The sequence below is a fragment of the Aeromonas sp. 25-248 genome (assembly GCF_053005425.1).
Genome location: NZ_JBRKTB010000025.1, coordinates 1 through 22,461, shown reverse-complemented (window position 1 = coordinate 22,461; position 22,461 = coordinate 1). Strand labels below are relative to the sequence as shown.

The window sequence follows — 22,461 nt, the reverse complement described above, 5'->3', positions numbered from 1 at the left end:
ACGTCCACCTTGCCGCTGATCTCGGTGTTGCTGATGGTGCCGTCGTTGTTCACGTCTTCGGTGATGACCACGGTCGGGGCACCGGTCGCCTCGGTGTCGATGGCCGCACTGTCGCTGCCGCCGGTCCCCTTGTTGCCCGCCAGATCGGTGTAGCTGTTCTCCTTCACGGTCACGCTGGCGGTGCCCGTGAAGTGCGCATCCGGAGTGAAGGTCGCGGTCCAGGTCTTGCCGCCATCGGATGTGGTCAGCCCGGTCACGGTGCCGCCCTCTACCGTCAGGTCGCCCAGCTCGAACCCGGTCACCTTCTCGCTGAAGGTGAAGGTCACGTCGCTGGTCTCGCCCACGGTCAGCTGGTCGTCGGCGATGTGGACCACCACGCTCGGGGCCTGGGTGTCGACGCTGTAACCCTCGGTATCGGCCGCCGTGGTGCTGTTGCCCGCCGCGTCGGTGATGGTCACCTTGGCGTCGATCACCTTGTCCCCATCGGCCACCAGGTCGCTACCCGGCACATTGATGCTGAAAGTCTTGTCGGCCAAGACCAGACCGGTGAAGGCCTTGCCATTGACGGTCAGGGTGACGGTGTCGCCCTCTTTCACGTCGCCACCCACGCGACCGGTCACGGCGATGTCCTGCTTGGACTCGGCCGCGTTGATCACATCGTCAGGGGTGATGTTGCCATCCAGGGTGATGCTGGCATTCGGTGGAGTGGTATCGAGCAAGGTAGTGTCGTCGGTGGCGCTGGCCGGGTTGCCCGCCGCGTCGGTAACGCTGGCCACCACGGTCAGGTTGCCATCCGCCAGCCCGCTCAGATCGGCGCGGGTCTGGTAGTTGCCGTCGGCATCGGTGACGGCAGTGACTGTCACGCTCTTACCGGTGGCATCGCTGATCACCAGGGTCACGGTGCGGTTCGGGCCGACATCGGAGGTGCCGCTGATGGGCGTGTTGGCCACATTGGCCGCGTTCACGTCATCCAGGCTCACCGTGATGTTCGCCGTGGTGTCCACGCTACCATCGTCGCTCGACGTGCCTCTGTTGCCAGCAGGATCAGTCACGCTGGCAGTCACGTCATAGCCCCCATCTGGCAACGGCGTCACGACATCCGCACTGTAACTGCCATCCGGTTGTACCGTGGCGGTCAGGGTCTGCTGATTGCCGTTGGCATCGGTCACCGTCAGGGTCACCGTGCTGCCGGGGGCGGCGTCCGTGGTCCCCGTGATGGTCGGGGTGTTGTCATTGGTATTGTCCGGTGCATTCACCGTCACGATCGGAGCCGTAGTGTCCACGCTGCCATCATCGGTCGCGGTGCCGGTGTTGCCGGCCGGATCGGTCACGGAGGCCGTCACCTGATAGCCCCCTTCGGCCAGCGGTGTGGTGACATCCACGCTGAAGCTGCCATCCGGTTGTACCGTAGCGGTCAGGGTCTGCTGATTGCCGTTGGCATCGGTCACCACCAGAGTCACCGTGCTGCCAGCGGGGGCATCCGTGGTACCGGTCAGGGTCGGCGTCCGATCGTTGGTGTTGTCTGGGGCAGAGACGGTGATGACGGGAGCGGTGAGGTCGACCAGCTCATCCTCACTGCTTTGCGCATCCACCAGCGGCGCCGCGTCAGCCGGGTTCGCGCTGTCAAAGCCTGCGCTGGAGATGGTTGCATCACCGGTACGATCGATGGTGACGAAACCGCCATTGCCGCTGGCACCAGCCACGCCCCCCGCATTGCCTGCGGCCGGGGCTCCACCCGCCGCCGACGCTTCGAATGCCTTGGTGGGGTCGGTTCCGTCCAGAATCGCTTGCTGCAAGGCGGCGATGTCATCGGGCGTACCCGCGTTCGCCAGCACAGCGTCACCCTCTTCGGGGCGCTCGCCGGAACCCAGGGTGAACGTAGTCTCCCCTCCCTGGAAGCTGGCCCCTTCGGGCGCAAGCAATACCGCATCCTTGGGCAGTACATCGCCTTCTGCAACGAGTCTCTGGCTCCCGTCGGCGGCGACCAGATACATTTTGCCTTGCAAGTGGGTAACGACGACATCCTGATCCAATACGATGCGCTGATTGCTCATGGTTTCTCCTGAAATATCGAAGGGCATATTGCTCCAGCCTCCAATGTGCCCGTTTATCAGGCCATAAACCAGTGAGAAAAATCGAATGAACAGACCGAAATGAAGCCGGGTTTCGGGGTGAAAACGAAGGGACGCCTAAGATGAATAAAATTAATTAAATCAATAGCATCAATTGTGACAAAACGAAGACGGGAGCCTCATCGGCTCCCGTCTTGTGAGGTGTCAGACACCGGCCCAGAGCAGGATGGCCAGCAGTTGGGGCGAGATGATCCGCAGGAACATCACCAGGGGGTAGACGGTCGCGTAAGAGAGTGCGCTGGCACCACTGGTGGGGTGCATGCCGTTGGCAAATGCCAGAGCGGGAGGATCCGTCATCGAGCCGGCCAGCAGACCGCACAGCGTGAGGTAGTTGAGCTTGCCATAATGGCGTGCCAGCACACCCACCAGCAGCAGCGGGATGAGGGTGATTGCCACACCGTACATCATCCATGCGGGACCGTCGCCGTTGATCAGGGTGTCGATGAAGCCGGCCCCGGACTTGAACCCCACCACCGCCAGGAAGAGCACTATGCCTATTTCCCGCAGCGCCAGGTTGGCGCTCGGCGGCATGAACCAGTAGAGCTTGCCGATGCTGCCGATACGAGACAGGATGAGCGCCACCACCAGCGGTCCCCCTGCCAGCCCCAGCTTGAGCGCCGCCGGGAATCCCGGCAGGTAGAAGGGAATGGATCCGAGCAATACCCCCAACCCGATGCCGATGAAGACGGGCAGCATCTGCACCTGCTGCAGTTTCTGCTGCACGTTGCCCACCACGCTGGTGACCGCCTCGATGGCATCGAGCCGCCCCACCAGGTTCAAGATGTCACCGAACTGCAGACTGGTCTGACTGGTCGGCACCAGCTCGATGCCGGCCCGATTCAGGCGCGAGATGACCACATCGTATTTCTGCTTGATGTCGAGATCGCGGATCCGCTTGCCGAGCACCTGCTCATTGGTGACCACCACCCGCTCGACCCGCAGATCGGTCCCGCGGGTGGAGAGGGAGGTGTCTACCTCCTCTCCAAGCACCAGCAGCACCTTGTGCAGGGCATGGCGCTCCCCCACCAGGTGCAGCAGGTCGCCAAGTTCGATGCGCGAGTCGGGCTTTGGCACCATCAGTTCGTCGCCACGCTTGAGTCGGGAGCAGATGACGTCCGCCTCGTCCAGACTCGGGATCTCGCGGAGCATCAGGCCATGCATATTGGGATTGCGCACGGCAATGTTGATGGTTTGCAGACTCTCCTTGGTCTTGCCAGCCTGCTGCTCGAAAGCGACCGCCTCCTCCTCGATCTTGATGTGGAAGAACATCCGGATGAGCCACATGGTGAGCAGGATGCCGCAGATCCCGAACGGGTAGGCCACCGCATAGCCCATCCCCATCAGACCGGTGGTTCCAGGATCCGCCCCGAGCTCCGCCAGGATCTGCTGGCCAGCCCCCAGGGACGGGGTATTGGTCACTGCCCCGGAAAAGACCCCGAGGATCACCGGCAGCGGTACATCGAACAGCTGGTGCAACGCTGCCGCCACCAGGCAGCCGAGCAGAACCAGCAGGGTCGCGAAGCCATTGAGCTTGAGGCCCGAACTGCGTAAGGAGGAGAAGAAGCCGGGACCGACCTGGATGCCTATGGTGTAGACGAACAGGATCAGGCCGAATTCCTGAATAAAATGAAGTGTTTGCTCATCCAGCTTCAACCCGGACAAGCCGGCGAAGTGGCCCACTATGATGCCGCCGAACAGCACCCCGCCAATACCCAAACCCACGCCATAGACTCGCCAGTTTCCCAGCCAGAGCCCCAGCACTGCCACCAGCGACAGCATGCTGATGGAAAGCGCGATCTCACTCATCGTTTGCATCCTTTCCAAACTGAACTGGCACTAGCTTGTCAGCAAACGAAGGGGGCAACTGTGGGGTGCCGCACGAATTCAGGCTTTCATGAGCACAAAAATACCAATTAAGGGTTAGCCATCAGATGTAGCCATAAATGGCCATGAAGTGGCACAGACTGCCACCCAGCACAAACAGGTGCCAGATGGCGTGGTTGTAGGGAATGCGCTTGGCCACATAGAAGATCACTCCCAGGCTGTAGATGAGACCACCCAGCCCCAGCAGCAGGAGCCCGGTACCATCCAGATGCAGATAGAGCTGGTAGATGACCACCAGCGACAGCCAGCCCAGCATCAGATAGGTAAATAGCGACACCTTCTTGAAACGATTGATGAAGATCAGCTTGAACACGACCCCCGCCAGGGCCAGCCCCCAGATCACCACCATCAGTCCTTGCGCCAGCGGCGTATCGAGCGCCACCAGCAGGAAGGGGGTATAAGTGCCGGCGATCAGCAGATAGATGGCGCAGTGATCGAACAGCTTGCTCCAGCGTCTGGCCGCCACCGAGCTCACGCTGTGGTAGAGCGTCGAGGCGAGATAGAGCAATACCAGGCTGGCACCGTAGACGCCGTAGCTCAGCAGTACCCTGGGCCCCTGATCCCACCCCTTGTGCAGCAGCAAGACCAGTCCTAGTCCGCCCAGCAGCAGCCCCAGCCCATGGCTGAGGCGATTCGCCCACTCTTCCCGTGGGGAGTACCCCGTCACATCCATCATTACCTCCAACCCATTACCGGCCCACTCTAGCGGCCGACGTTTCAGGCTACAAGTGTTAGCTGAAAATAAAGGCGCGAGGAGAGGGAGGGCCAGAGATGGCTGTTCCCCCCGCCCCTTTGGTGTATGCTCTGCCGCCGACGCCGCCCATGCGGATGGCCGCGTCTGCCCGACAATCTGGTCTGGAGAACCCGATGAAGCTCACTGAACTGTTTACACAACCGGATCCTGATTTCGGCAAGGCCATGACGGCCCTGCTGGAGCATTTCCATCATTCCGACGACAGTCAGGCCCCCTATCAGCGGGGCAACTTCACCCACCAGCTCGATCAGTCGTGCATGCCCGCCACCGGCATCTCTCCCCGGGACTATCTGGCACGGCTCGCCACCCTGGTACCCGGGGCATCGCACCTCACCTCTCCCCGCTACATGGGACACATGACGGCGCCGCTGCCGGCCTTCACCGCCGAGCTCTCCCGGCTCTTGGTGATGCTCAACCAGAACCCGATGAAGATGGAGTCCTCCCGTTTGCTGAGCTTTCTGGAACGGGAAGTGCTGGCCAAACTGCACCGTCTGGTCTACCGCGAGGACGACGCCTTCTATGCAGCCCAGATGCATGCCAAGGATGCAGCCCTCGGCGTCATGACCAGTGGCGGTACCATCGCCAACGTCACCGCTCTCTGGCTGGCCCGCAACCGGGCCTGTGGCGACAACCTGTTCGCCCTCGCCGAGCAGGGCTATCGCGGCGCCGTCATTCTGGGCTCGCGGCTGATGCACTACTCCTTCGACAAGGGGATGGACCTGCTGGGACTCGGGGCTCGCAGCGTCTGGCGTCTCGACACCGACGAGCACAACCGGCTCAGTCTGGCGGCGCTGGAACAGGCCTTTCAACAATGCAGGGAGCAGAAGCTCAAGGTGCTGGCGCTGGTCGGCGTGGCTGGCAGCACGGATTTTGGCTCCGTCGACCCGCTGCCGGAACTGGCCGCCATCGCCCGGCGCGAGCAAATCCACTTCCACGTGGACGCGGCCTGGGGTGGTCCGACCCTCTTCTCGCCCCGCTATCAGGGATTGCTTACGGGGATAGAGCACGCCGATACCGTCACCCTTGACGGTCACAAGCAGTTGCTGGTCCCGCTCGGTACCGGCATGCTGCTCTGCCGCCAACCGGACCTGATGATGACGGTGAAGCGCGAGGCTCCCTACGCCATCCGCGCCACCTCCTTCGATCAGGGGCGCTTCACTCTGGAGGGGACCCGTCCCGCCAACGCGCTCTATCTGGATGCCGCCTTCCAGATGCTGGGACAGCAGGGTTATGCCCAACTCATCGACGCCAACTACGACAGGGCGCGGCGAATGGCAGCGCTCATCGACGCCAGCCCCGCCTTCGAGCTGATGTCGGCACCTGTCATGAACCTGCTCTCCTACCGGTGCATTCCGCCCCACCTGCAAGGTCAGGTGCCCGATATGGCGGCCAACGAACAGATCAATCTCTTCAACGTCGCCCTGCAAAAAGCCCAGCGCGCCGAAGGGCACAGCTTCGTCTCACGCACCCAGCGTGCAGTCTCCTGCTATGGCGAGCAACCACTCACGCTGCTGCGCGCCGTCCTGCTCAACCCCCTCATCGAGGAAGCAGACATACGCGCATTGCTGGACGATCAGGTGCGCCTTGGCAACCAGATTGCCAGCCAGCTGTTCGAGTAACCCGCCGCCCCGGGAAGGAACTGCCTGCAGAATGGACGGTCTTATTCATTTGCCGTTGTCTGACGGGCAGGTACACTGAGTGAAATTTTGAGGTTAGAGCCCAGCATGAAGCAGTTTATCGAGTTCATCCCCCTGATCGTCTTCTTCGCGGTCTACAAGTTTTACGACATCTACACCGCCACTGGCGCCCTGGTGGTCGTCACCGGCCTGCAACTCCTGTACAGCTGGCTTCGCTATCGCCGGGTCGAGAAGATGCAGTTGTTCACCTTCGTGCTGGTCGGTTTCTTCGGCGGCCTCACCGTCTTCTTCCACGACGATGCCTTCATCAAGTGGAAGGTGACCGTCATCAACATGCTCTTTGCCCTCGCCCTGCTCATCGGCCGCTATGGCTTTGGCAAGAACCTCATCAAGCAGATGCTGGCCAAGGAGCTCCAAGCCCCCGACCGGGTCTGGGACAACGTCAATCTCGGCTGGGTCGGCTTCTTCACCCTGTGCGGTCTGCTCAACCTCTACGTGGCCTTCAACCTCTCCCAGGAGATGTGGGTCAACTTCAAGGTGTTCGGCCTGCTAGGCATGACCCTGGTCTTCACCCTGCTCAGCGGCGTCTATCTCTATCGCCACATGCCGGCCGAGCAGAACGCAGAACAGAAAAAATAACCGCAACCAGAAAGGGATTGTTCCATGTGGTATCTGATCTACTCCGAAGATGTCGCGGGCAGCCTGCCCCAGCGCAAGCTGGCACGCCCTGCCCACCTGGCCCGCCTGCAAGCCTTGCAGGATGAGGGCCGACTGCTGACGGCCGGCCCCAACCCGGCCATCGATGCCGAGGATCCGGCGGATGCGGGCTTCACTGGCAGCACCGTCATCGCCGACTTTGCCAGCCAGGCCGACGCCCAGGCCTGGGCCGATGCGGACCCCTATGTCGCGGCAGGGGTCTACGCCAGGGTGACCATCAAACCGTTCAAGAAAGTCTTCTGAGCCCATCGAGGCTGACAAGAAAAAGGCCGGACACTGTCCGGCCTTTTCGTATCCGATGATGACTCATGCCCTGGCCACAAACCAGGGATTGAGGATATCAGGCTTGTTGTAGCAAAGCGGCGAACCATCGAGCTGGGTGACGCTGCCCCCCGCCCCTTCCAGTACCGCCTGAGCTGCCCCCGTATCCCACTCGCAGGTCGGAGCGAGCCGCGGGTAAAGCTCGGCCTCCCCCTCGGCAATGATGCAAAACTTGAGAGAGCTGCCCATGGAAACCAGCTCGATCTCGCCCCGCTCCAGTTCGCCAAAACGGGCCAGATACTCGAGTGTCTCCTGCGACAGGTGATTGCGACTGCCCACCACGCGCCACACTTGCCCAGCGTCATGAGGGCGGGTCTGGATGGCCTCGTGCCTGCCATCAGCCACACGCCAGGCGCCAATCCCCTTGCCCCCATACCAGAGCTTGTCCAGTACCGGGGCATAGACCAGCCCCCAGCGCGGGGTCCCCTGTTCAATCAGGGCGATATTCACCGTGAACTCGCCGTTGCGGGAGACAAACTCCTTGGTGCCATCCAAAGGATCCACCAGCCAATAGCGGGACCAGCCGAGTCGCGCAGCCATCACCTCGGGGGAGGACTCTTCCGACAACACCTGGATATCGGGAGTGAGACGGGCCAGCGCCTGAACGATCACCTCGTGGGCCCCCTTGTCCGCCGCCGTCAGCGGGCTCTCGTCCTGCTTGTACTCCACCGCAAAGGGCTGTCTATAGATGGACATGATGGCCTCACCGGCGGCGCGGGCGATGGGCTCCAGTTCGGAAATGGCGGGTAGATACATGGAAAAGAGTTCTCGCTCAAAGGGTTGGTCAGTGTAACCGAGTGAGTATCTTCGGCTTATAGCCGATTCGCCTGAGTTATTCCCTGCTAATTCTAACAGACGAAAAGTGGCGCATCTTGACTAGCTTTCTATAGCCATACGGCACCACATAAGGACGTGAGACCATGAACAGAAAGACCCTGATCGCCGCACTTCTGCTGGGCTGCCTCCCCCTGTTGAGCCAACCTCTGCTGGCCGCCGACAAGGCGGCGACCAAGCCTGTGGCCACCACCCAAGTCAAGGAGAGCGGCAAGATCAATCTCAATACCGCCAGTGCCGACGAGCTCACCGCCCTGAAGGGCATTGGCGAGAAGAAGGCACAGGCCATCATCGACCACAGGGAGAAGCAGGGCAAGTTCACCTCCGTCGATCAACTGGCGGACGTCAGTGGCATCGGACCTGCCACGCTGGAAGCAAACCGGGACATGATTATCGTCAAGTAACCGGTTTGAATCCCTGCCACCCCAAGGGCAGCCTGTGGCTGCCCTATTTTTCTTCGGGTATCATGAGCCCACTTTGTATCTTCGGACTCACTCCATGAAAAAGACACCGCTCGTTGTTCGCAAGGCCGTTCTCCCCGTTGCCGGTCTGGGTACCCGCATGCTGCCCGCCACCAAGGCCATCCCCAAGGAGATGCTGCCCGTGGTCGACAAGCCGCTGATCCAGTATGTGGTGCGCGAAGCCATCGCCGCTGGCATCAAGGAGATAGTCCTGGTGACCCATTCAAGCAAGAACTCCATCGAGAACCACTTCGACAAGAGCTTCGAGCTGGAGGCGACCCTGGAGAAGCGGGTCAAGCGCCAACTGCTGGAAGAGGTTCAGCACATCTGTCCCAAAGACGTCACCATCATGCACGTGCGTCAAGGGGAAGCAAAAGGCCTGGGTCATGCAGTACTGTGTGCCCGTCCCCTCATCGGGGATCAACCCTTCGCCGTGCTGCTGCCGGATGTGCTCATCGACGAGGTGGCCAGCGATCTGAAGCAGGACAACCTGGCGGAGATGGTGCATCTGTTCGAAGAGGAGCAGATCAGCCAGATCATGGTGGAAGCCGTCCCCGAGAGCGAAGTGGACAAATACGGCATCGCCGACATCAAGGGGGAGGCCCTGAGCGAAGGCATGTCCCTGCCGATGCAGGCCATCGTCGAGAAGCCGCCCCGGGATGAAGCCCCGTCCAACCTGGCCGTGGTCGGTCGCTATGTGCTCTCGGCCAATATCTGGCCCTTGCTGGAAAAAACCCCGGCCGGCGCCGGCGACGAGATCCAGCTGACCGATGCCATCGCCATGCTGATGGAAAAGGAGCAGGTCAATGCCTACTTCATGAAGGGACGCAGCCACGATTGCGGCAGCAAGCTCGGTTACATGAAGGCCAATGTGGAATACGCCGTGCGCCATCGGGAACTTAGCAAAGAATTCACCAGCTGGCTGAAGCAGTTTGCCAAAGAGCTGTAATCTCTGAATATTTACAAGATAAGCAGAATAAAAAACTGGGCATCATTCGATGCCCTTTTTCATTTTATAAACAAATATTCAACCATTGATAGATAAAATATCGCTAAATCATAATATTGTAATTTAAAGTCGCTTGTTCTATAAGGATTAAGGCTTGTTCCTAGCCCTTGCATAAAATTTCTAAAAAAATATAAGACACAGGTGGAAGTTCCAATGAATAACCCGTCCAAAGGGACCTTTTTAGGTCACCCTAAAGGGCTTTTTTTGCTCTTTAGTACCGAACTGTGGGAGAGATTCTCCTATTACGGCATGCGTGCCGTGCTCGTCCTCTATCTGACCGACCTGACCGCCAACGGTGGCATGGGCTGGACCCAGGCCGACGCCCTCAAGCTGTACGGCATCTATACCGGTCTGGTCTACATCACCCCCATCATCGGCGGCTGGCTCGCCGATACCTTCCTGGGCCAGCGACGCGCCATCCTGTTTGGTGCCGTGCTGATGGCCGCCGGCCAGTTTACCCTGGCACTGCCTCACGCCATGTTCCCTGACATGGTCAACACCGTCTTCTATGCCGGCCTTGGCTTGCTGATCGTGGGCAACGGCCTGTTCAAACCGAACATCTCCACCATGGTGGGCGACCTGTATAAAGAAGGGGATCACCGTCGTGACGGCGCCTTCACCATCTTCTACATGGGCATCAACCTGGGCTCCCTGCTGGCCGGCGTGATCTGCGGCGCCGCCGCCACCGCCTATGGCTGGCAAGCCGCCTTCGTCAGCGCCGGTATCGGCATGCTGCTCTCCCTGGTCGTGCAGGCCACCATGGCCCAGCGTTTCCTTGGCGACATCGGCCGTGTGCCCGCCGCCCAGCGTGCCGCTCTGCAGCGCTCCAAGGAGCAAAAAGCGCCCCTGACCAAACAGGAAGTGGATCGCATCAAGGTGATCCTGGTACTGGGCCTGTTCACCATCATCTTCTGGGCCGGCTTCGAGCAGGCCGGTGGTCTGATGAACCTGTATGCCCAGGAGTATACCGACCGCATGATCGGCAGCTTCGAAGTGCCGACAGCCTGGTTCCAGTCCCTGAACCCCTTCTTCATCATCACCCTGGCCCCTGTCGTGGCCGCCATCTGGATCAAGCTCGGCAAGAAAGAACCGAACTCCCCGGTGAAATTCGCCATGGGCCTGCTGTTCCTGGCCGTCGGCTTCCTGTTCATGATCGGTGCCGTGCTGGAGCAAGGTGGTGATCAGGCTGTCAAGACCTCCATGTTCTGGCTGGTCGGTGCCTACCTGTTCCATACCCTGGGCGAGCTCTGCCTCTCTCCCATCGGTCTCTCCATGGTGACCAAGCTGGCTCCGCTGCGCCTGGCCTCCCTGATGATGGGTGCCTGGTTCGGTTTCGTGGCCCTGGCCAACTATGCCGCCGGCTTCATCGGCTCCTTCGTCGGCGAGTCCGGTGCCATGGCCATCTTCGGTGGCATCGCACTGGCCGCCGTGATCAGCGCCCTCATCCTGCTGACCATGGCCAACCGCCTGGTCTACTGGATGCACGGTGCCGAAGGCCCGGCCAAAGAGCCCGAAGAACAAGAGCAGAAACTGCAGTCCGCGACCGTTTGACCGGTCAGGAGAGCAGATACCAAACAGGGCGCCCATGGGCGCCCTGTTTGCATGTGTTCACTTCACTGCGTCAGTGGTGACGAACCTGCATCGTCAGGGCGCTGCCGCTGTCACTGCGAAACTGCAGATCAAAGGGCTCGTGCCAGCTTCGCCTGTGCAACGTGTAGCGACTGCTGCGCATCAAGCCGAGCGGCAACCCCCCTGCACGCATCAACCAGTGAGGTGAGGTGAGCCCGGCATTTGCAAAAAGCAGCCCATCCTCCTGATCGAACAGCAGGGCCGCCATGGCAAAGGAGTGACGCAGGCCCGACTCCAGCAGTTGCAGATTGAGGTAATCCAGCAATCGGTGTGGCTGGGTCAACAGAAGGCTCTCTTGTTGCTGGTATTGGCGATAGGGGCCGTTCATCAGGGATCGCACCAAGGCACCACAGAAGGCCGCATCCACACCGAGGATGGGCAATTCCATCACCAGTACCAGCAGCTTGTCGTCCAGTTTGAAGGTATCCGGGATGAAGAGATTGCCCATGCCGGCAAAAGTGACCTGCCAGGGTCCCCACTCCTGCATGCCAGGGGGGGCCAGCCAGGCGAGCAGCCGGCTGCTCGCCAGATCGTGGCCACGGAAAAAGTCGATGTGCTCCATCAGCTCCAGTTGCTGGCTCTGATGCCCGAGGTTTGTCAGGCATTGCTCGATGCTGCGGCGGATCTGCTCATAGTCATTCACCGGTTTGATGAAGAAGTCCCTGGCCCCCGCCCGCAGCGCACGCTCGATCGCAGCCATCTGATCCTGACCGGAGATGACGATGACGGGCACCTGTGGATAGCGGGCGGTGAGGCAGGCAATCACCTCATGACCATCCATGTTTGGCATGTTCAGATCACACAACACCACATCGGGGTGATAGAGCGCTGCGGCAGAGAGCCCCTCAATCCCGTCTTCTGCCTGAAAGACGCAGGCCCCGTCGTGCTCGAGATAAGATACCAGTGAGTGGCGAAAAACCGCTTCGTCTTCTACCACCAAGATCCGTAGTCCGGCTTTTGACATCTTGACAAAGCTCTTATTAGTCAAATGGTTATTTGAGCATTAAGACTAGATCATGGGCGCTGGATACCGCCACACAATATTGTCGAGCAGCGAGCCGGGCTGGCCTTGATATCTGCCAAGCGTTTGAAATGGTCCGACTATTTTGCTCGCCCCCTTGCGCAGAGATGATCGGCAACCGTCGCCCGACAGCCGTTCTCTCGCAGGTCGGCACCATGAATTGTATGAGGCACCGCCATGATGGATAATGCCCTCCACTCCAGATCGTGAAGCAGACCATGACGCCAGCCGAATACAGCGCCCTCGCCCATCCCAGACTCTCCCATCCGGCCCGCAGCCTCTATACCCTGCAACTGCGCCGCTTAGTGCTGGAAAATCGGCTGGCCCGACTTAACTATCCCGAGCTTGGCCGGGCACTGGCTGTCGTCGATCCGGGCAATCCCGGTGGTTTCAGCTATCAGGTCAACGCTCGCCAGCTGACCGAACTGCTCGACGAGCTGATGGAGGCCGAACTGCTTCAGGTCGAGGCCCAGGCTGACAGTGAGCACTACCACCAGTGCCCTTTCCAGTTGCCGTTGCTGAGCCAGCGGGTGCGCAGCCCCCTGCCGGCACGCCCGTTCCAGATGCACCTGCAGTGGCGTCCGGACGAAGAACTGCCTGCTCTCGCACGCCTGTGCGGGGTGATCGATGCCAGCTACAGCGAAGAGGATCTCGGGGAGTTCATCGCCTACTGGCTCGGCCGCCCCGAGGTGTTCGACTCCCAGCACCAGTGGATGTTGAAATTTATTCGGGCCCTCAAGAGTCGGCGCTATGCCCGCCGCCCGGCGACCGTGGTCACCGGGTACCAGCAGGTCGCGCCAGCCCCGGTAGAGGCTGGCCCGAGCCGCCGGGCGCAAGAGATGATCGATGAGGCCAAACGGCTGGCACAAGCTCAGGAGCCGGAGAATGATTGATACCAGGCTGCCACGAAGTGCACTATTGACCCCCTGCCCATCCAGCCACAGCCCTAGCAGAAGGAGAATTCCATGACAGATCCGCACGACCCGATGCGCCAGGCACTGGAAGAGATCGAGGCCAAACGCCAGAAAATCGCCAAAGCGAGACAGGAGCAACGGGCTCATGATCCCGAGCTCAAGCGTCACGTCAGCAGCCTGCAGGAACGTATTCTCCGACTGCGGGCCGCAACTGGCGGCAGCCAGTACGACTACGAGACCCTGCGCAAGGAGTACGACGCCAAGGCCAATGCCGAAGTGCGCGAATTGCAGAAGGCCGCCCGCCAGGAGCGGATCCAGAAGCTGATCGCCCAGGCCGACCTCAATCCGGACTGGATCTTCGACAAGATGGATTCCGGTGACCCGGCCCTGCAATACCCCATCGAAACGGCCCGCTACTTCATCAGCGGTTTCGAGCACTGGGAGAAGAGCGGCGGGGGCTGCATGCTGATCTACGGCGATTACGGCACCGGCAAATCCACCCTGGCGGGCGCCGTGGCCCACGAGTTGATCGCGCGCCATCAGAAGTCGGTGATCTTCCAGCAGTGGGCCTCCATCGTGGACAGGCTCTTCTTCAACGTCATCCAGGATCAGGAGGAGCGCAACCAGTACCGCCGCGCCCTGGAAGAGGTGGACCTGCTGATCATCGACGAGGTGGCAGCCAACCGCGCCAAGATGGCGGAGAGTCAGTCCAGCTTCCTCGGCCACCTGCTGCGCCGTCGTCGCAACCTGTCCAAAAGCGTCATCATCATCACCAACCACAGCCCCCAGAGCCTGCATCAGGCCATCGGTGATTTCAGCTATGAGGCGATCAAGGCGTTCAATCCGGTGGACATCCACCTGAGCGGACCCAGCCGCCGTCCCAGCATCGGCCATTACAACGGTTGATCCCGTCGGGCCGGCGTCCCTGATGTCCGGCCCTTCATATCCCCTGCACCTCACAAATAAAAACTACTCTCATTTACAGAGATCCATCCAGGCTCTAGGCTTGCTCTTTTGTTCGAGAGGGCCTGTCATGCCAACCACACTCATCTTCGGTGCCAGTCGCGGACTGGGCCGCGCTTTCACCGACCACGCACTGCAACTGGGCCACAGGGTTGTTGCCCTGGTGCGCCATGCCGACATGGCCAGCGAGCTGCATACCCTGGGAGTAGAGGTCGTCATCGGGGATGCCCTGGACCCCCTGGCCGTGGCCCAGGCTTGCCGCTTGGCGGGCAGGGATGCCCGGGTAGTCTCCACCCTAGGCGGCTTTCGCCAGAGTGCACCGGTGGATTATCAGGGCAACCGCCATGTGATCGACGAGATGGAGCGCGCCGGGCTCAGCCGCCTGCTGCTGGTCACCTCCCTCGGTTGTGGCGACAGCTGGCAATACCTGCCCGAGCGGGCTCGCGCCGCCTTCGGACACGAGGTACGCCTCAAGAGCCTGGCGGAAAGCTGGCTGCAGACAAGCACCCTTGAGTGGACCATTTTACGCCCCGCAGGGTTGCAGGATGGGGAGCCCACGGGTCAGGCCATCCTGAGCCAGGGGCAAGAGAGGCATGGCCTGGTCAGGCGCCAGGATGTGGCGATACGGGGTTTGCAACTGCTCACCGACCAGGAGGCGTGCGGCCAGATCTATGCCATCGGCGATCCGGGTCTGAGTCAGCCATGATCCCTGTGAATGGCAACACGGTCAGCCCAGTGGCTGACCGTGTTGTTGCAAGGGGCCTAGTCGGTGGAAGACGCTGTCGCCCCATCATCCGGCCGCGTTGCAGGGCACGGTTGACGCCAGCGGAGCAACCAGCACGCCAGAGCGCCATACAGCAGCGCCAGTCCCCACAACTGCCACCAGTAGCGGGAGACCTGGGCAAAGTCGGCCCCCATCTGATTGAGGCGCAGGAATCCCTCGATGGCCGGCGTGCTCGGTGCCCACTGGGCCAGCCAGTTGAGGGGGGCTGGGATGAGCTCAAGGGGCCAGATAAAGCCGGCCAGGAAGACCAGCGGCAAAGAGGAGACAAGTACCACCTGAGTCGGCAGATCACGGCGGGTGAACAGAGCGCCGAGCACGATCCCGAGCCAGGTGGTGGCCAGCAGGAACGGCAGGGTAAAGAGCCAGAGTTCGCCGGGTACAGCGGTGCGGGCAATACCGTAGTGATCGAAGCAGAAGCCGAAGAAGTAGGTCACCGGAAGGACGAAAAGAGCCCCCACCACCAGGGTGCGGGCCAGCAACAAGGCCGGCACGGGGGCATGTTGCCAGTAGCCTGACTCGCCACGGCGGCTGCGCTGGTTCTGGGTCGCCCCCAGGATGCCGGTCCCCATCAGCAACACCTGATGCAGGATCAGCACGAATACCGCAGGCACCACGTAGTTCACATAGCCCATGGTGGGGTTGAATACCGGCAGCACATTGAGGGCCACCGCGTTCCAGCCCATGGCGGCCTGGGGCAGCGCCTCGCCCTGGCTCAGCAGCCTGGCCACCTTCACCTGGGCGGCGAGCGTGCCCCCCGCCTGGGCCAGCCCTTCGGCAATGGTGCCATAGACCAGGAAGTAGGAGGCATCTCCGGCATAACCCAGGGTCACGCTCCTGCCCAGCATCAGATCCCGATAGAAGTGGCGGGGAATGTGCAAAATGCCGCTCGCCCTGCCGGTCAGCATCATCTGGCGGGCCTCGTCGAGCGAACCGGCACGGGCCACCAGTTTCACCTGCGCCGTGGCATCGGCCATGAACTCCAGCTGGCGGGAGAGCTGGCTGCCATCCTCGTTGACCACCACCACGGGCTCTTCCCTGGGCAATTGGTGCAGGTAGGGCTGGGGGTAGAGGAAGGAGTAGAAGAAGACGCCGCCAAACAGGGTCAGCATGATGGCGCGATCCGCCAAGAGGGTGCGCAGCTCAAGGCGCACCAGATCCCAGAATCCCATCATGGCCTGGACTCCTCATGGGGCAGGGCCGCGCCCGACGGCGTCCGGTAGCGGTGTACCACCAGCAGCAGGGGCAGCAGAAACAGCAGCAGGGCCCCGAGCTGGGGCAGGGCCGCCGTCAACGGTTGACCGTAGTTGGTTTGCCCGATCTGCAGCTCCACATAGTGGGAGATGGGCAGCAGGCTGCGCCAGAACTGGGCCACATCACCCATGGCGCTGACCGGAAAGGTGACCCCCATGAAGGCGAAACCGGGAGCCGTGTAAGCCCCCGCCAGCGACAGAGCCCGCGCCGGATCCCGGATGATGGCGTAGAAGAAGGCCCCCATGGTGACGCAAGCGGCCGACGCCAGTCCCAGCCCCGCCGTCAGCACCAGCCAACTGCCTTGCATGGGGTACCCAAGCCCCTTGAACAGCAGCAGACTCCACGCCAGACCCCACCCCCAGCCGATGAGCACATGGGGTAGCAGGGTACGCCAGAGGCCGAACCAGACCCCTCTGGTGGTCCAGTCCAACCCGAGGCGATCGGTGCGGGCCAGGGCGTTCAGGCCATAGAGCACCACCAGGATCTGCCACACCGCAGGCAGCAGGGCGCTCAGCAGAAACTGGGCGTAGCTGGAATTGATGTTGTAGAGCGCGGTAACCTGGCTCGCAATGGGTACGGATTGTCCCAGGGCACCGGGCAGCGTCTTGCCGTCGGCCATGGCCTCCAACACCCCTACCTGGCCATTGAGCGTCCCCACCACCTGGGCCAGTGCGGAGTTGACCAGCTTGGCAATCAGGATGAACTGGCCATTGTTGAACACGGTCACCCTGGGTTGGGTCCCCTCGCGGGCATCCCGCTCCAGGTGATAGGGGATCACCACCAGGGCATAGATGTCCCCCCCTCGCAGTGCCCTGGCCCCTGCGTCGATGGAATCAAACTGCTGGGCGACCTTGAGCCCGGCGGAGCCATCGAGAGAGAACGCCAGTTGTCGGGAGAGGGTGCTGCGATCCAGATCCACCAGACCGACCTTGAGATCCCGCGCCAGGCCGGCTGAAAAGATCCAGCACAGGATCCCTATCAGCAGCAAGGGGACCCAGCTCGCCAGCGCCCGGCCGAACGGGTCCTGCCAGAGCAACCGCCATTCGCGTCCCATCAGAGCTCGACCAGCACGCTCATGCCGACCCGCAGCCCGTCAACCGGCTGCAAGGGGCGCGCTTCCACCTGGAAGCTTTTCATGTCGAACCCCTGGCGGGTGTCGGTGGCACGCCAGGTGGCGAAATCCCCCATCACGGCCACATGGGTCACCTTGAAGCGCACCAGCTGATCCCCCAGGCCGGGAATACGGGCATCAAACTCGGTACCGACCGGGAACCTTGGCAAGAGGTCCTCACGGACATGGAACTGGGCCCAGGCATCCTTCATGTCGAGCAAGGTCACCACGGGGAAGCCCTGGGGAGCCAGCTCGCCGCTACGCAACAGCACCTGGGCAACTTCCCCCTCGTGTGGGCTGGCGATGCGGGTATCGGCCAGATAGGCTTCCACTTCCGCCACGCCGCCAGCCGCCATCTTGGCCTGCTCGCGGGCCGCTATCTTGGTCTCTTCCCGCGCCCCTTCCAGCGCCATCTGGTATTGCTGCCAGGCCATGCCCTCGCTGTACTTCGCCGCCTGCCAGGCCGTCCAGGCCTCGTCACGCTTTTGCAGCGACATCACGCCATCCCGATGCAGGCTGGCAATGCGCTCGTAGGTTTTGCCATGAAGCAGGGCAGCCGCCTTGGCCTGTTGCCACTGATCCTTGGCGGCCGCGATCTGCTGCACTCGCGCCCCCTTCTCGGCCTCTTCGGCCATGGCACCCGCCGCGGCCTGCCCGGCCTTGGCCTGACTCAGCTTGGCCTCGATCTCCGGGCTCGCCAGAGTGAACGCCAGTTGGCCCCTGGCCAGTTGATCCCCCTTCTTCACCAGCACCTCGTCGATGCGGCCCGCCACCTTGGAAGAGACCGAATACTGCTGCGCCTCTATCTGCCCCTGCAGACGCACCGGCTCCGGCTGATAGGCCAGCCAGAAGCGCCAGCCCAGCCAGAGCACAAGCAATACCAGCGCCAGTGGCAGCAGCCAAGGCTTGCCCTGGCTCATCTTCTTCTTGATGGGGGGATGACTCATGAATTCACCTCGGCAAACGGGCGACCCTTGACGGTCGAAACGGACATGAATAACGGAGTGGAAGAGCGCGCGATCATGAGTTCACCTCGATCGCCTGGCCATGCTGATACTGGTTGAAACTGTTCATCTGACCGGAGAGTGCCAACAGGCGGGCCAGGGAGATCACGTATTGATAGGCGGCGGCGGCGCGCTGGGTCTTGACCCCGGCAAGCTGGGTCTGGGCATCGACCACATCGAGGGAAGTGGAGAGCCCCTGACCGAATGCCTTGTCACGCAACCGCACGTTCTCCTCGGCCAGCGCCTGGGTCGAGGAGAGAGAGTGATACTCCTCCAGTCCCTGGGCAGCCTCGCGCCAGGTCTTCTCGACCAGCAGCTCCAGATCCTGGCGGGTCTTGGCTTGCAGCAGGTTGACCTGGAGTTCGGCGCTCTTGGCTGCCTGGACTGTCTCGGAGCGGCCATCACGACTCACCAGCGGCATGCTGACCCCGACACCGACCAGCCAGTCCGGTGTGGTCTTGGAGACGATGGAATCATCTTCATAGAGGTTGTAGTTGCCGAACAGGAAGAGCTCGGGGGCGTATTTGCCCTTCTCCAGCTTGATCATCCCCTGGGCCTGCTCCTTCTTGGCCGTCAACAGCTTGAGGCCGGGATGCACCGACAGGGTCTCCTCCACGAAGGGAGACAAGGCTGGCATCCCTTCGTTGATGAAGAGGGCGGTATTGGGCTCAGCCTGCTTGAGCTTGAGCATGTGGCCGAGCGCCAGCTGGGCGATCTCCAGGCTGCGCCTGGCCTTTTGGGTATCGATGCGTGCCCTGTCATAGGCAGACTGGGCCGACAGGCGCTCCACCTTGGCGATCTGCCCCTGGGCTTCGAGCTTCTTGGCATGATCCAGATGGTGTGCCAGTCCCTGCTCGATCTCCTGCTTGGTCTGCACCACCTGCGCCGCCAGCACCACCCCGAAGTAGGTCTGGGAGAGGCTCTCGAAGGTCGACTGCTGTTTGAGCACCAGCAACTGCTCAGCCTCGCTCACCTGGGCCTGACGAATATCCTGGGCCGCATCGATGCGCCCGCCGGTAAAGAGCGGCCATAGCATCTTGACCGAACTGGTCACCACGTTCTGCTTGGTGAGGGGGGTGACAAAATCGCTCGGGCTGAGGTTGAGCGCCTGCATCACGGGCCCCAGCACCTTGCCGAATTCCGGATGATTGGCGATGGGGTTAAGATCCAGCATGTCCAGCTCCATCGGCTGATCGAGATGGGTATAGCTGGCCCCCACATCCACCTTGGGCAGGTACATGGCCTTGGCCGCCTCCCGCAGTTGCTGGGCCCGCTCCACCCCGGCCTGCTCTGCCGCCAAGCCGTCATCCTGCTGGATGACCCGGCTCCAGGCCTCGGTAAAGCTGACCGTCTGCGCCTGGGCCGACCCCAGCACGACACCCAGCAGGCATGGGCAGAGCGATTTGATGAACTTTGCCGTCATACATCCCCGATCCGTTTGTAATAAAATTGTGTAGAGTCTTTGCTCAATTCAGGCCCGCTATCATAGCCTAAACCGGCTTGAGAGGGAGACTCACAAATCACCATCCCCCTCACTCGCGCCCTCCTGACCATGGTCACAGACAATATGTCCGATTTTCAAGCACTCCTGAATTTGCAAGCCTTGGCGCGACGTTTTTTTCAGAAAAAAATGGCTGACGCTCAAATACTAACCTTTTCTCCTGACTAAAAAATGCGTAATATACGCCGCCCTAAGCCGATGGTAACCGTGGAATGCAGATAGGTCCCCACACGCTTGAAACTCCCCTGATCGTGGCCCCCATGGCCGGTGTAACAGACCGACCATTTCGTGAACTTTGTTTACGTTTGGGAGCCGGTATGGCCGTTTCCGAGATGCTGCTGGCCAACCCGGATGTCTGGGATACCCAGAAAACCCGGATGAGAATGGATCACTCTGCTGAAGGCGGCTTGCGATCGGTCCAGATTGCCGGTGCCGACCCCGAGATGATGGCGTTTGCTGCCCGCTACAACGTGGAGCAGGGCGCTCAGATCGTCGACATCAACATGGGATGTCCGGCAAAAAAAGTGAATAAGAAGCTGGCAGGTTCCGCCCTGCTGCGTCAGCCAGACCTGGTCAGATCCATCTGCCGGGCCGTGGTGGATGCGGTGGAAGTACCTGTCACCTTGAAGATCCGCACAGGATGGGATCCGGATAACCGCAATGGCGAGGAGATCGCCCGAATCGCCGAAGATTGCGGTATCGCGGCCCTTGCCGTGCATGGTCGTACCCGTGCCTGCCTCTACAAGGGCGAAGCGGAGTACGACACTATCAGGGCGATTAAGCAGGCCGTATCGATTCCTGTTGTCGCCAATGGCGACATCGATAGCCCGGAGAAAGCCCGGTATGTCCTCGACTATACCGGTGTCGACGCCGTGATGATCGGCCGTGCTGCGCAAGGACGACCCTGGATTTTCCGGGAAATCCGCCATTTTCTTGAAACGGGCACCAAGCTGCCGCCTCCCGACAGGGAAGAGGTTCGCACCCTGATGAACGAGCATGTCACCAATCTGCACCAGTTTTACGGTGCCTATCTGGGAGCGCGCATTGCCCGTAAACACGTGGGCTGGTATCTGGATGAAGAAGAGGCGGGCCGAGAATTCCGTAAGCACTTCAATGCCCTGGATTGTGCAGACGCACAACTCGAGGCACTCGAAGCGTATTTCGATGGATTAGGTTAACGCATAACTAAAGAGCCGACCGAATATGTTCGAACAAACCCTGACTTCTGATGCATTGGTAACAACTACTCACAATCACGCTGCCGAGCCGACCCAACGCCCCCTGCGTGACTCTGTGCAACAGGCCCTGCGTAACTACCTGGCCCAGTTGAACGGTCAGGAAGTGATTGATCTGTACGATATGGTTCTCTCCGAAGTCGAAGCTCCCATGCTGGACGTGATCATGCAGTACACCCGTGGCAACCAGACTCGCGCCGCCGTGATGATGGGCATCAACCGCGGCACCCTGCGCAAGAAACTCAAGCGTTACGGCATGAACTGATCCCGGTCATTCTGCTGCAGTGCAGACGAAGGCGTATCCCAGCGATGGGATACGCCTTTTTCTATGCCCGGAGTTTACCTGCTCACTCCGCCGCCAGCTTGATACCGAGCCCCACGAACAGCCCCCCCATCACACGATTCAGCCAGGTGGCCACCCGGGCGGGCAATCGTACCTTGCGGCTTGCAAACGCGGTGGAAAACGCCAGCAGATGGCACCAGATCATGCCGTTGAGATTGAAGATGCAGCCCAGCACGATGAATGCCATCGCCTTTTGCGGTGAAGCGGGATCGATGAACTGGGGCACAAAAGCGAGAAAGAAGAGCGCCACCTTGGGATTGAGGACATTGGTGAGCAACCCCTGCCGAAAGATGCGCCCATAAGAGAGCGCAGGCAGCGCCACAGCCCCATCCACAGACGTTGAAGTGCCACTCCTCTGCCAGAGCATGGACACGCCGAGATAGACCAGATAGAGCGCCCCCATCAGCTTGATGACGGCAAACAGCTCGGCGGAGGCACTCAACAGGGCAGACAGCCCCAGCGCCGCCGCCAACACATGCACCATGGTACCTGTCCCGATACCCAATGCCGCCATGGACCCTGCACGCCATCCCTGGGAGCCGCTGCGCAGCATGATGAGCAGGGAGTCAGGCCCAGGCATCATGTTCAACAGCAGGCCAGAAACGATAAACAACGCCAGATCGTGGATCCCCAACATAGACAGCTCCTTGTATATGAAAGAAACAGTCTATGGATCCTGAAGTTCTTGTCACTCCCGTTTCCGGCGATAGTGATTATCAAGGAAGGGAATAGCGTTTGAGCCGGAGATACTTGACGCTCAACCAGGTGAGAAAGAGAGATAGAGCCGTTTGAAAGGCAGTGATACTGGCTGAATAGCAATGTTTATCGATGTAATAGACTGGATTTTGTGCATTAGCCAGACTTATTATCTAAAAAATAAATTTCAGGCAATAAAAAACCCCGCTCGAGTGAGCGGGGTTTCTTGTATTGGGTGCCTGGCAGTGTCCTACTCTCGC

General features: G+C 60.9%; 21 protein-coding genes. 11 read left to right on the top strand and 10 right to left on the bottom strand.

Annotated features, from left to right (window positions below):
- The 3 genes from ACVDHI_RS20570 to trhA all read right to left on the bottom strand — a co-directional run.
- Window positions 1-2,054, bottom strand: a 2,054-nt coding sequence (locus tag ACVDHI_RS20570; RefSeq protein ID WP_324063678.1) for a retention module-containing protein, incomplete at its 3' end; no start/stop codon positions are given.
- 222 nt (window positions 2,055-2,276) lie between these two features.
- Window positions 2,277-3,938, bottom strand: coding sequence for a putative transporter (locus ACVDHI_RS20565; RefSeq protein WP_324063676.1), 1,662 nt, complete (start codon window positions 3,936-3,938; stop codon window positions 2,277-2,279).
- A 121-nt stretch (window positions 3,939-4,059) separates the two neighbouring features.
- Window positions 4,060-4,692 carry a PAQR family membrane homeostasis protein TrhA gene (trhA, locus tag ACVDHI_RS20560; protein WP_039041319.1) on the bottom strand — a complete coding sequence of 211 codons (633 nt, stop codon included), beginning with the start codon at window positions 4,690-4,692 and terminating at the stop codon, window positions 4,060-4,062.
- 191 nt (window positions 4,693-4,883) lie between these two features.
- Between trhA and ACVDHI_RS20555 the strand changes: the two genes are divergently transcribed.
- The 3 genes from ACVDHI_RS20555 to ACVDHI_RS20545 all read left to right on the top strand — a co-directional run bounded on the left by ACVDHI_RS20555 (window position 4,884) and on the right by ACVDHI_RS20545 (window position 7,367).
- Entirely contained in the window at window positions 4,884-6,389 is a 1,506-nt protein-coding gene (locus ACVDHI_RS20555; RefSeq protein ID WP_324063674.1) for an aminotransferase class V-fold PLP-dependent enzyme, read from the top strand.
- Window positions 6,390-6,494: 105 nt separating this feature from the next.
- A complete protein-coding gene (locus tag ACVDHI_RS20550) occupies window positions 6,495-7,046 on the top strand; it encodes a septation protein A (RefSeq protein ID WP_039041321.1) in 552 nt (183 codons plus the stop codon).
- Between the two features lie 24 nt (window positions 7,047-7,070).
- Complete coding sequence (locus tag ACVDHI_RS20545) at window positions 7,071-7,367, top strand: YciI family protein (RefSeq protein ID WP_010675539.1); 297 nt, start codon at window positions 7,071-7,073, stop codon at window positions 7,365-7,367.
- A gap of 63 nt (window positions 7,368-7,430) precedes the next feature.
- On the opposite strand, the gene cysQ is transcribed toward ACVDHI_RS20545, so the two are convergent.
- Window positions 7,431-8,201: a 3'(2'),5'-bisphosphate nucleotidase CysQ gene (gene cysQ / locus ACVDHI_RS20540; RefSeq protein ID WP_324063672.1), complete on the bottom strand. Its 771-nt coding sequence runs from the start codon at window positions 8,199-8,201 to the stop codon at window positions 7,431-7,433.
- A 164-nt stretch (window positions 8,202-8,365) separates the two neighbouring features.
- Between cysQ and ACVDHI_RS20535 the strand changes: the two genes are divergently transcribed.
- From ACVDHI_RS20535 to ACVDHI_RS20525, 3 genes are all read left to right on the top strand, one after another.
- Window positions 8,366-8,683 carry a ComEA family DNA-binding protein gene (locus ACVDHI_RS20535; RefSeq protein ID WP_041212402.1) on the top strand — a complete coding sequence of 106 codons (318 nt, stop codon included), beginning with the start codon at window positions 8,366-8,368 and terminating at the stop codon, window positions 8,681-8,683.
- Between the two features lie 94 nt (window positions 8,684-8,777).
- On the top strand, window positions 8,778-9,689 hold the full coding sequence (gene galU / locus ACVDHI_RS20530; protein WP_041212401.1) for a UTP--glucose-1-phosphate uridylyltransferase GalU: 912 nt from the start codon (window positions 8,778-8,780) through the stop codon (window positions 9,687-9,689).
- A 213-nt stretch (window positions 9,690-9,902) separates the two neighbouring features.
- Window positions 9,903-11,300, top strand: a complete 1,398-nt coding sequence (locus tag ACVDHI_RS20525) for a peptide MFS transporter (protein WP_041212400.1) — start codon at window positions 9,903-9,905, stop codon at window positions 11,298-11,300.
- Window positions 11,301-11,370: 70 nt separating this feature from the next.
- On the opposite strand, the gene ACVDHI_RS20520 is transcribed toward ACVDHI_RS20525, so the two are convergent.
- Window positions 11,371-12,342 (bottom strand): response regulator, encoded by a 972-nt coding sequence (locus ACVDHI_RS20520; protein ID WP_029314797.1) that lies wholly within the window; start codon window positions 12,340-12,342, stop codon window positions 11,371-11,373.
- A gap of 275 nt (window positions 12,343-12,617) precedes the next feature.
- Between ACVDHI_RS20520 and ACVDHI_RS20515 the strand changes: the two genes are divergently transcribed.
- The 3 genes from ACVDHI_RS20515 (at window position 12,618) to ACVDHI_RS20505 (ending at window position 14,982) form a co-directional block, all read left to right on the top strand.
- Window positions 12,618-13,292, top strand: coding sequence for a DnaT-like ssDNA-binding domain-containing protein (locus ACVDHI_RS20515; RefSeq protein WP_039041329.1), 675 nt, complete (start codon window positions 12,618-12,620; stop codon window positions 13,290-13,292).
- A 72-nt stretch (window positions 13,293-13,364) separates the two neighbouring features.
- Window positions 13,365-14,219, top strand: a complete 855-nt coding sequence (locus ACVDHI_RS20510; RefSeq protein WP_103243669.1) for a DnaA ATPase domain-containing protein — start codon at window positions 13,365-13,367, stop codon at window positions 14,217-14,219.
- 127 nt (window positions 14,220-14,346) lie between these two features.
- Entirely contained in the window at window positions 14,347-14,982 is a 636-nt protein-coding gene (locus tag ACVDHI_RS20505; RefSeq protein WP_447212468.1) for an SDR family oxidoreductase, read from the top strand.
- A gap of 56 nt (window positions 14,983-15,038) precedes the next feature.
- On the opposite strand, the gene ACVDHI_RS20500 is transcribed toward ACVDHI_RS20505, so the two are convergent.
- The 4 genes from ACVDHI_RS20500 to ACVDHI_RS20485 form a co-directional block, all read right to left on the bottom strand.
- On the bottom strand, window positions 15,039-16,232 hold the full coding sequence (locus ACVDHI_RS20500) for an ABC transporter permease (protein ID WP_102949205.1): 1,194 nt from the start codon (window positions 16,230-16,232) through the stop codon (window positions 15,039-15,041).
- Window positions 16,229-17,365 carry an ABC transporter permease gene (locus ACVDHI_RS20495; RefSeq protein WP_183148885.1) on the bottom strand — a complete coding sequence of 379 codons (1,137 nt, stop codon included), beginning with the start codon at window positions 17,363-17,365 and terminating at the stop codon, window positions 16,229-16,231. The genes ACVDHI_RS20500 and ACVDHI_RS20495 overlap by 4 nt, the downstream gene beginning before the upstream one ends.
- Window positions 17,365-18,369 carry an HlyD family secretion protein gene (locus ACVDHI_RS20490; RefSeq protein WP_080767988.1) on the bottom strand — a complete coding sequence of 335 codons (1,005 nt, stop codon included), beginning with the start codon at window positions 18,367-18,369 and terminating at the stop codon, window positions 17,365-17,367. Before ACVDHI_RS20490 ends, ACVDHI_RS20495 begins: the two co-directional genes overlap by 1 nt.
- Window positions 18,370-18,442: 73 nt before the next feature.
- Entirely contained in the window at window positions 18,443-19,849 is a 1,407-nt protein-coding gene (locus tag ACVDHI_RS20485; RefSeq protein ID WP_010675551.1) for a TolC family protein, read from the bottom strand.
- 290 nt (window positions 19,850-20,139) lie between these two features.
- Between ACVDHI_RS20485 and dusB the strand changes: the two genes are divergently transcribed.
- Complete coding sequence (gene dusB, locus ACVDHI_RS20480) at window positions 20,140-21,105, top strand: tRNA dihydrouridine synthase DusB (protein WP_010675552.1); 966 nt, start codon at window positions 20,140-20,142, stop codon at window positions 21,103-21,105.
- A 25-nt stretch (window positions 21,106-21,130) separates the two neighbouring features.
- Window positions 21,131-21,427 (top strand): DNA-binding transcriptional regulator Fis, encoded by a 297-nt coding sequence (fis, locus tag ACVDHI_RS20475; protein ID WP_005309538.1) that lies wholly within the window; start codon window positions 21,131-21,133, stop codon window positions 21,425-21,427.
- A gap of 82 nt (window positions 21,428-21,509) precedes the next feature.
- On the opposite strand, the gene ACVDHI_RS20470 is transcribed toward fis, so the two are convergent.
- Window positions 21,510-22,142, bottom strand: a complete 633-nt coding sequence (locus tag ACVDHI_RS20470; RefSeq protein WP_213320887.1) for a LysE family translocator — start codon at window positions 22,140-22,142, stop codon at window positions 21,510-21,512.
- Window positions 22,143-22,461 lie beyond the last annotated feature (319 nt).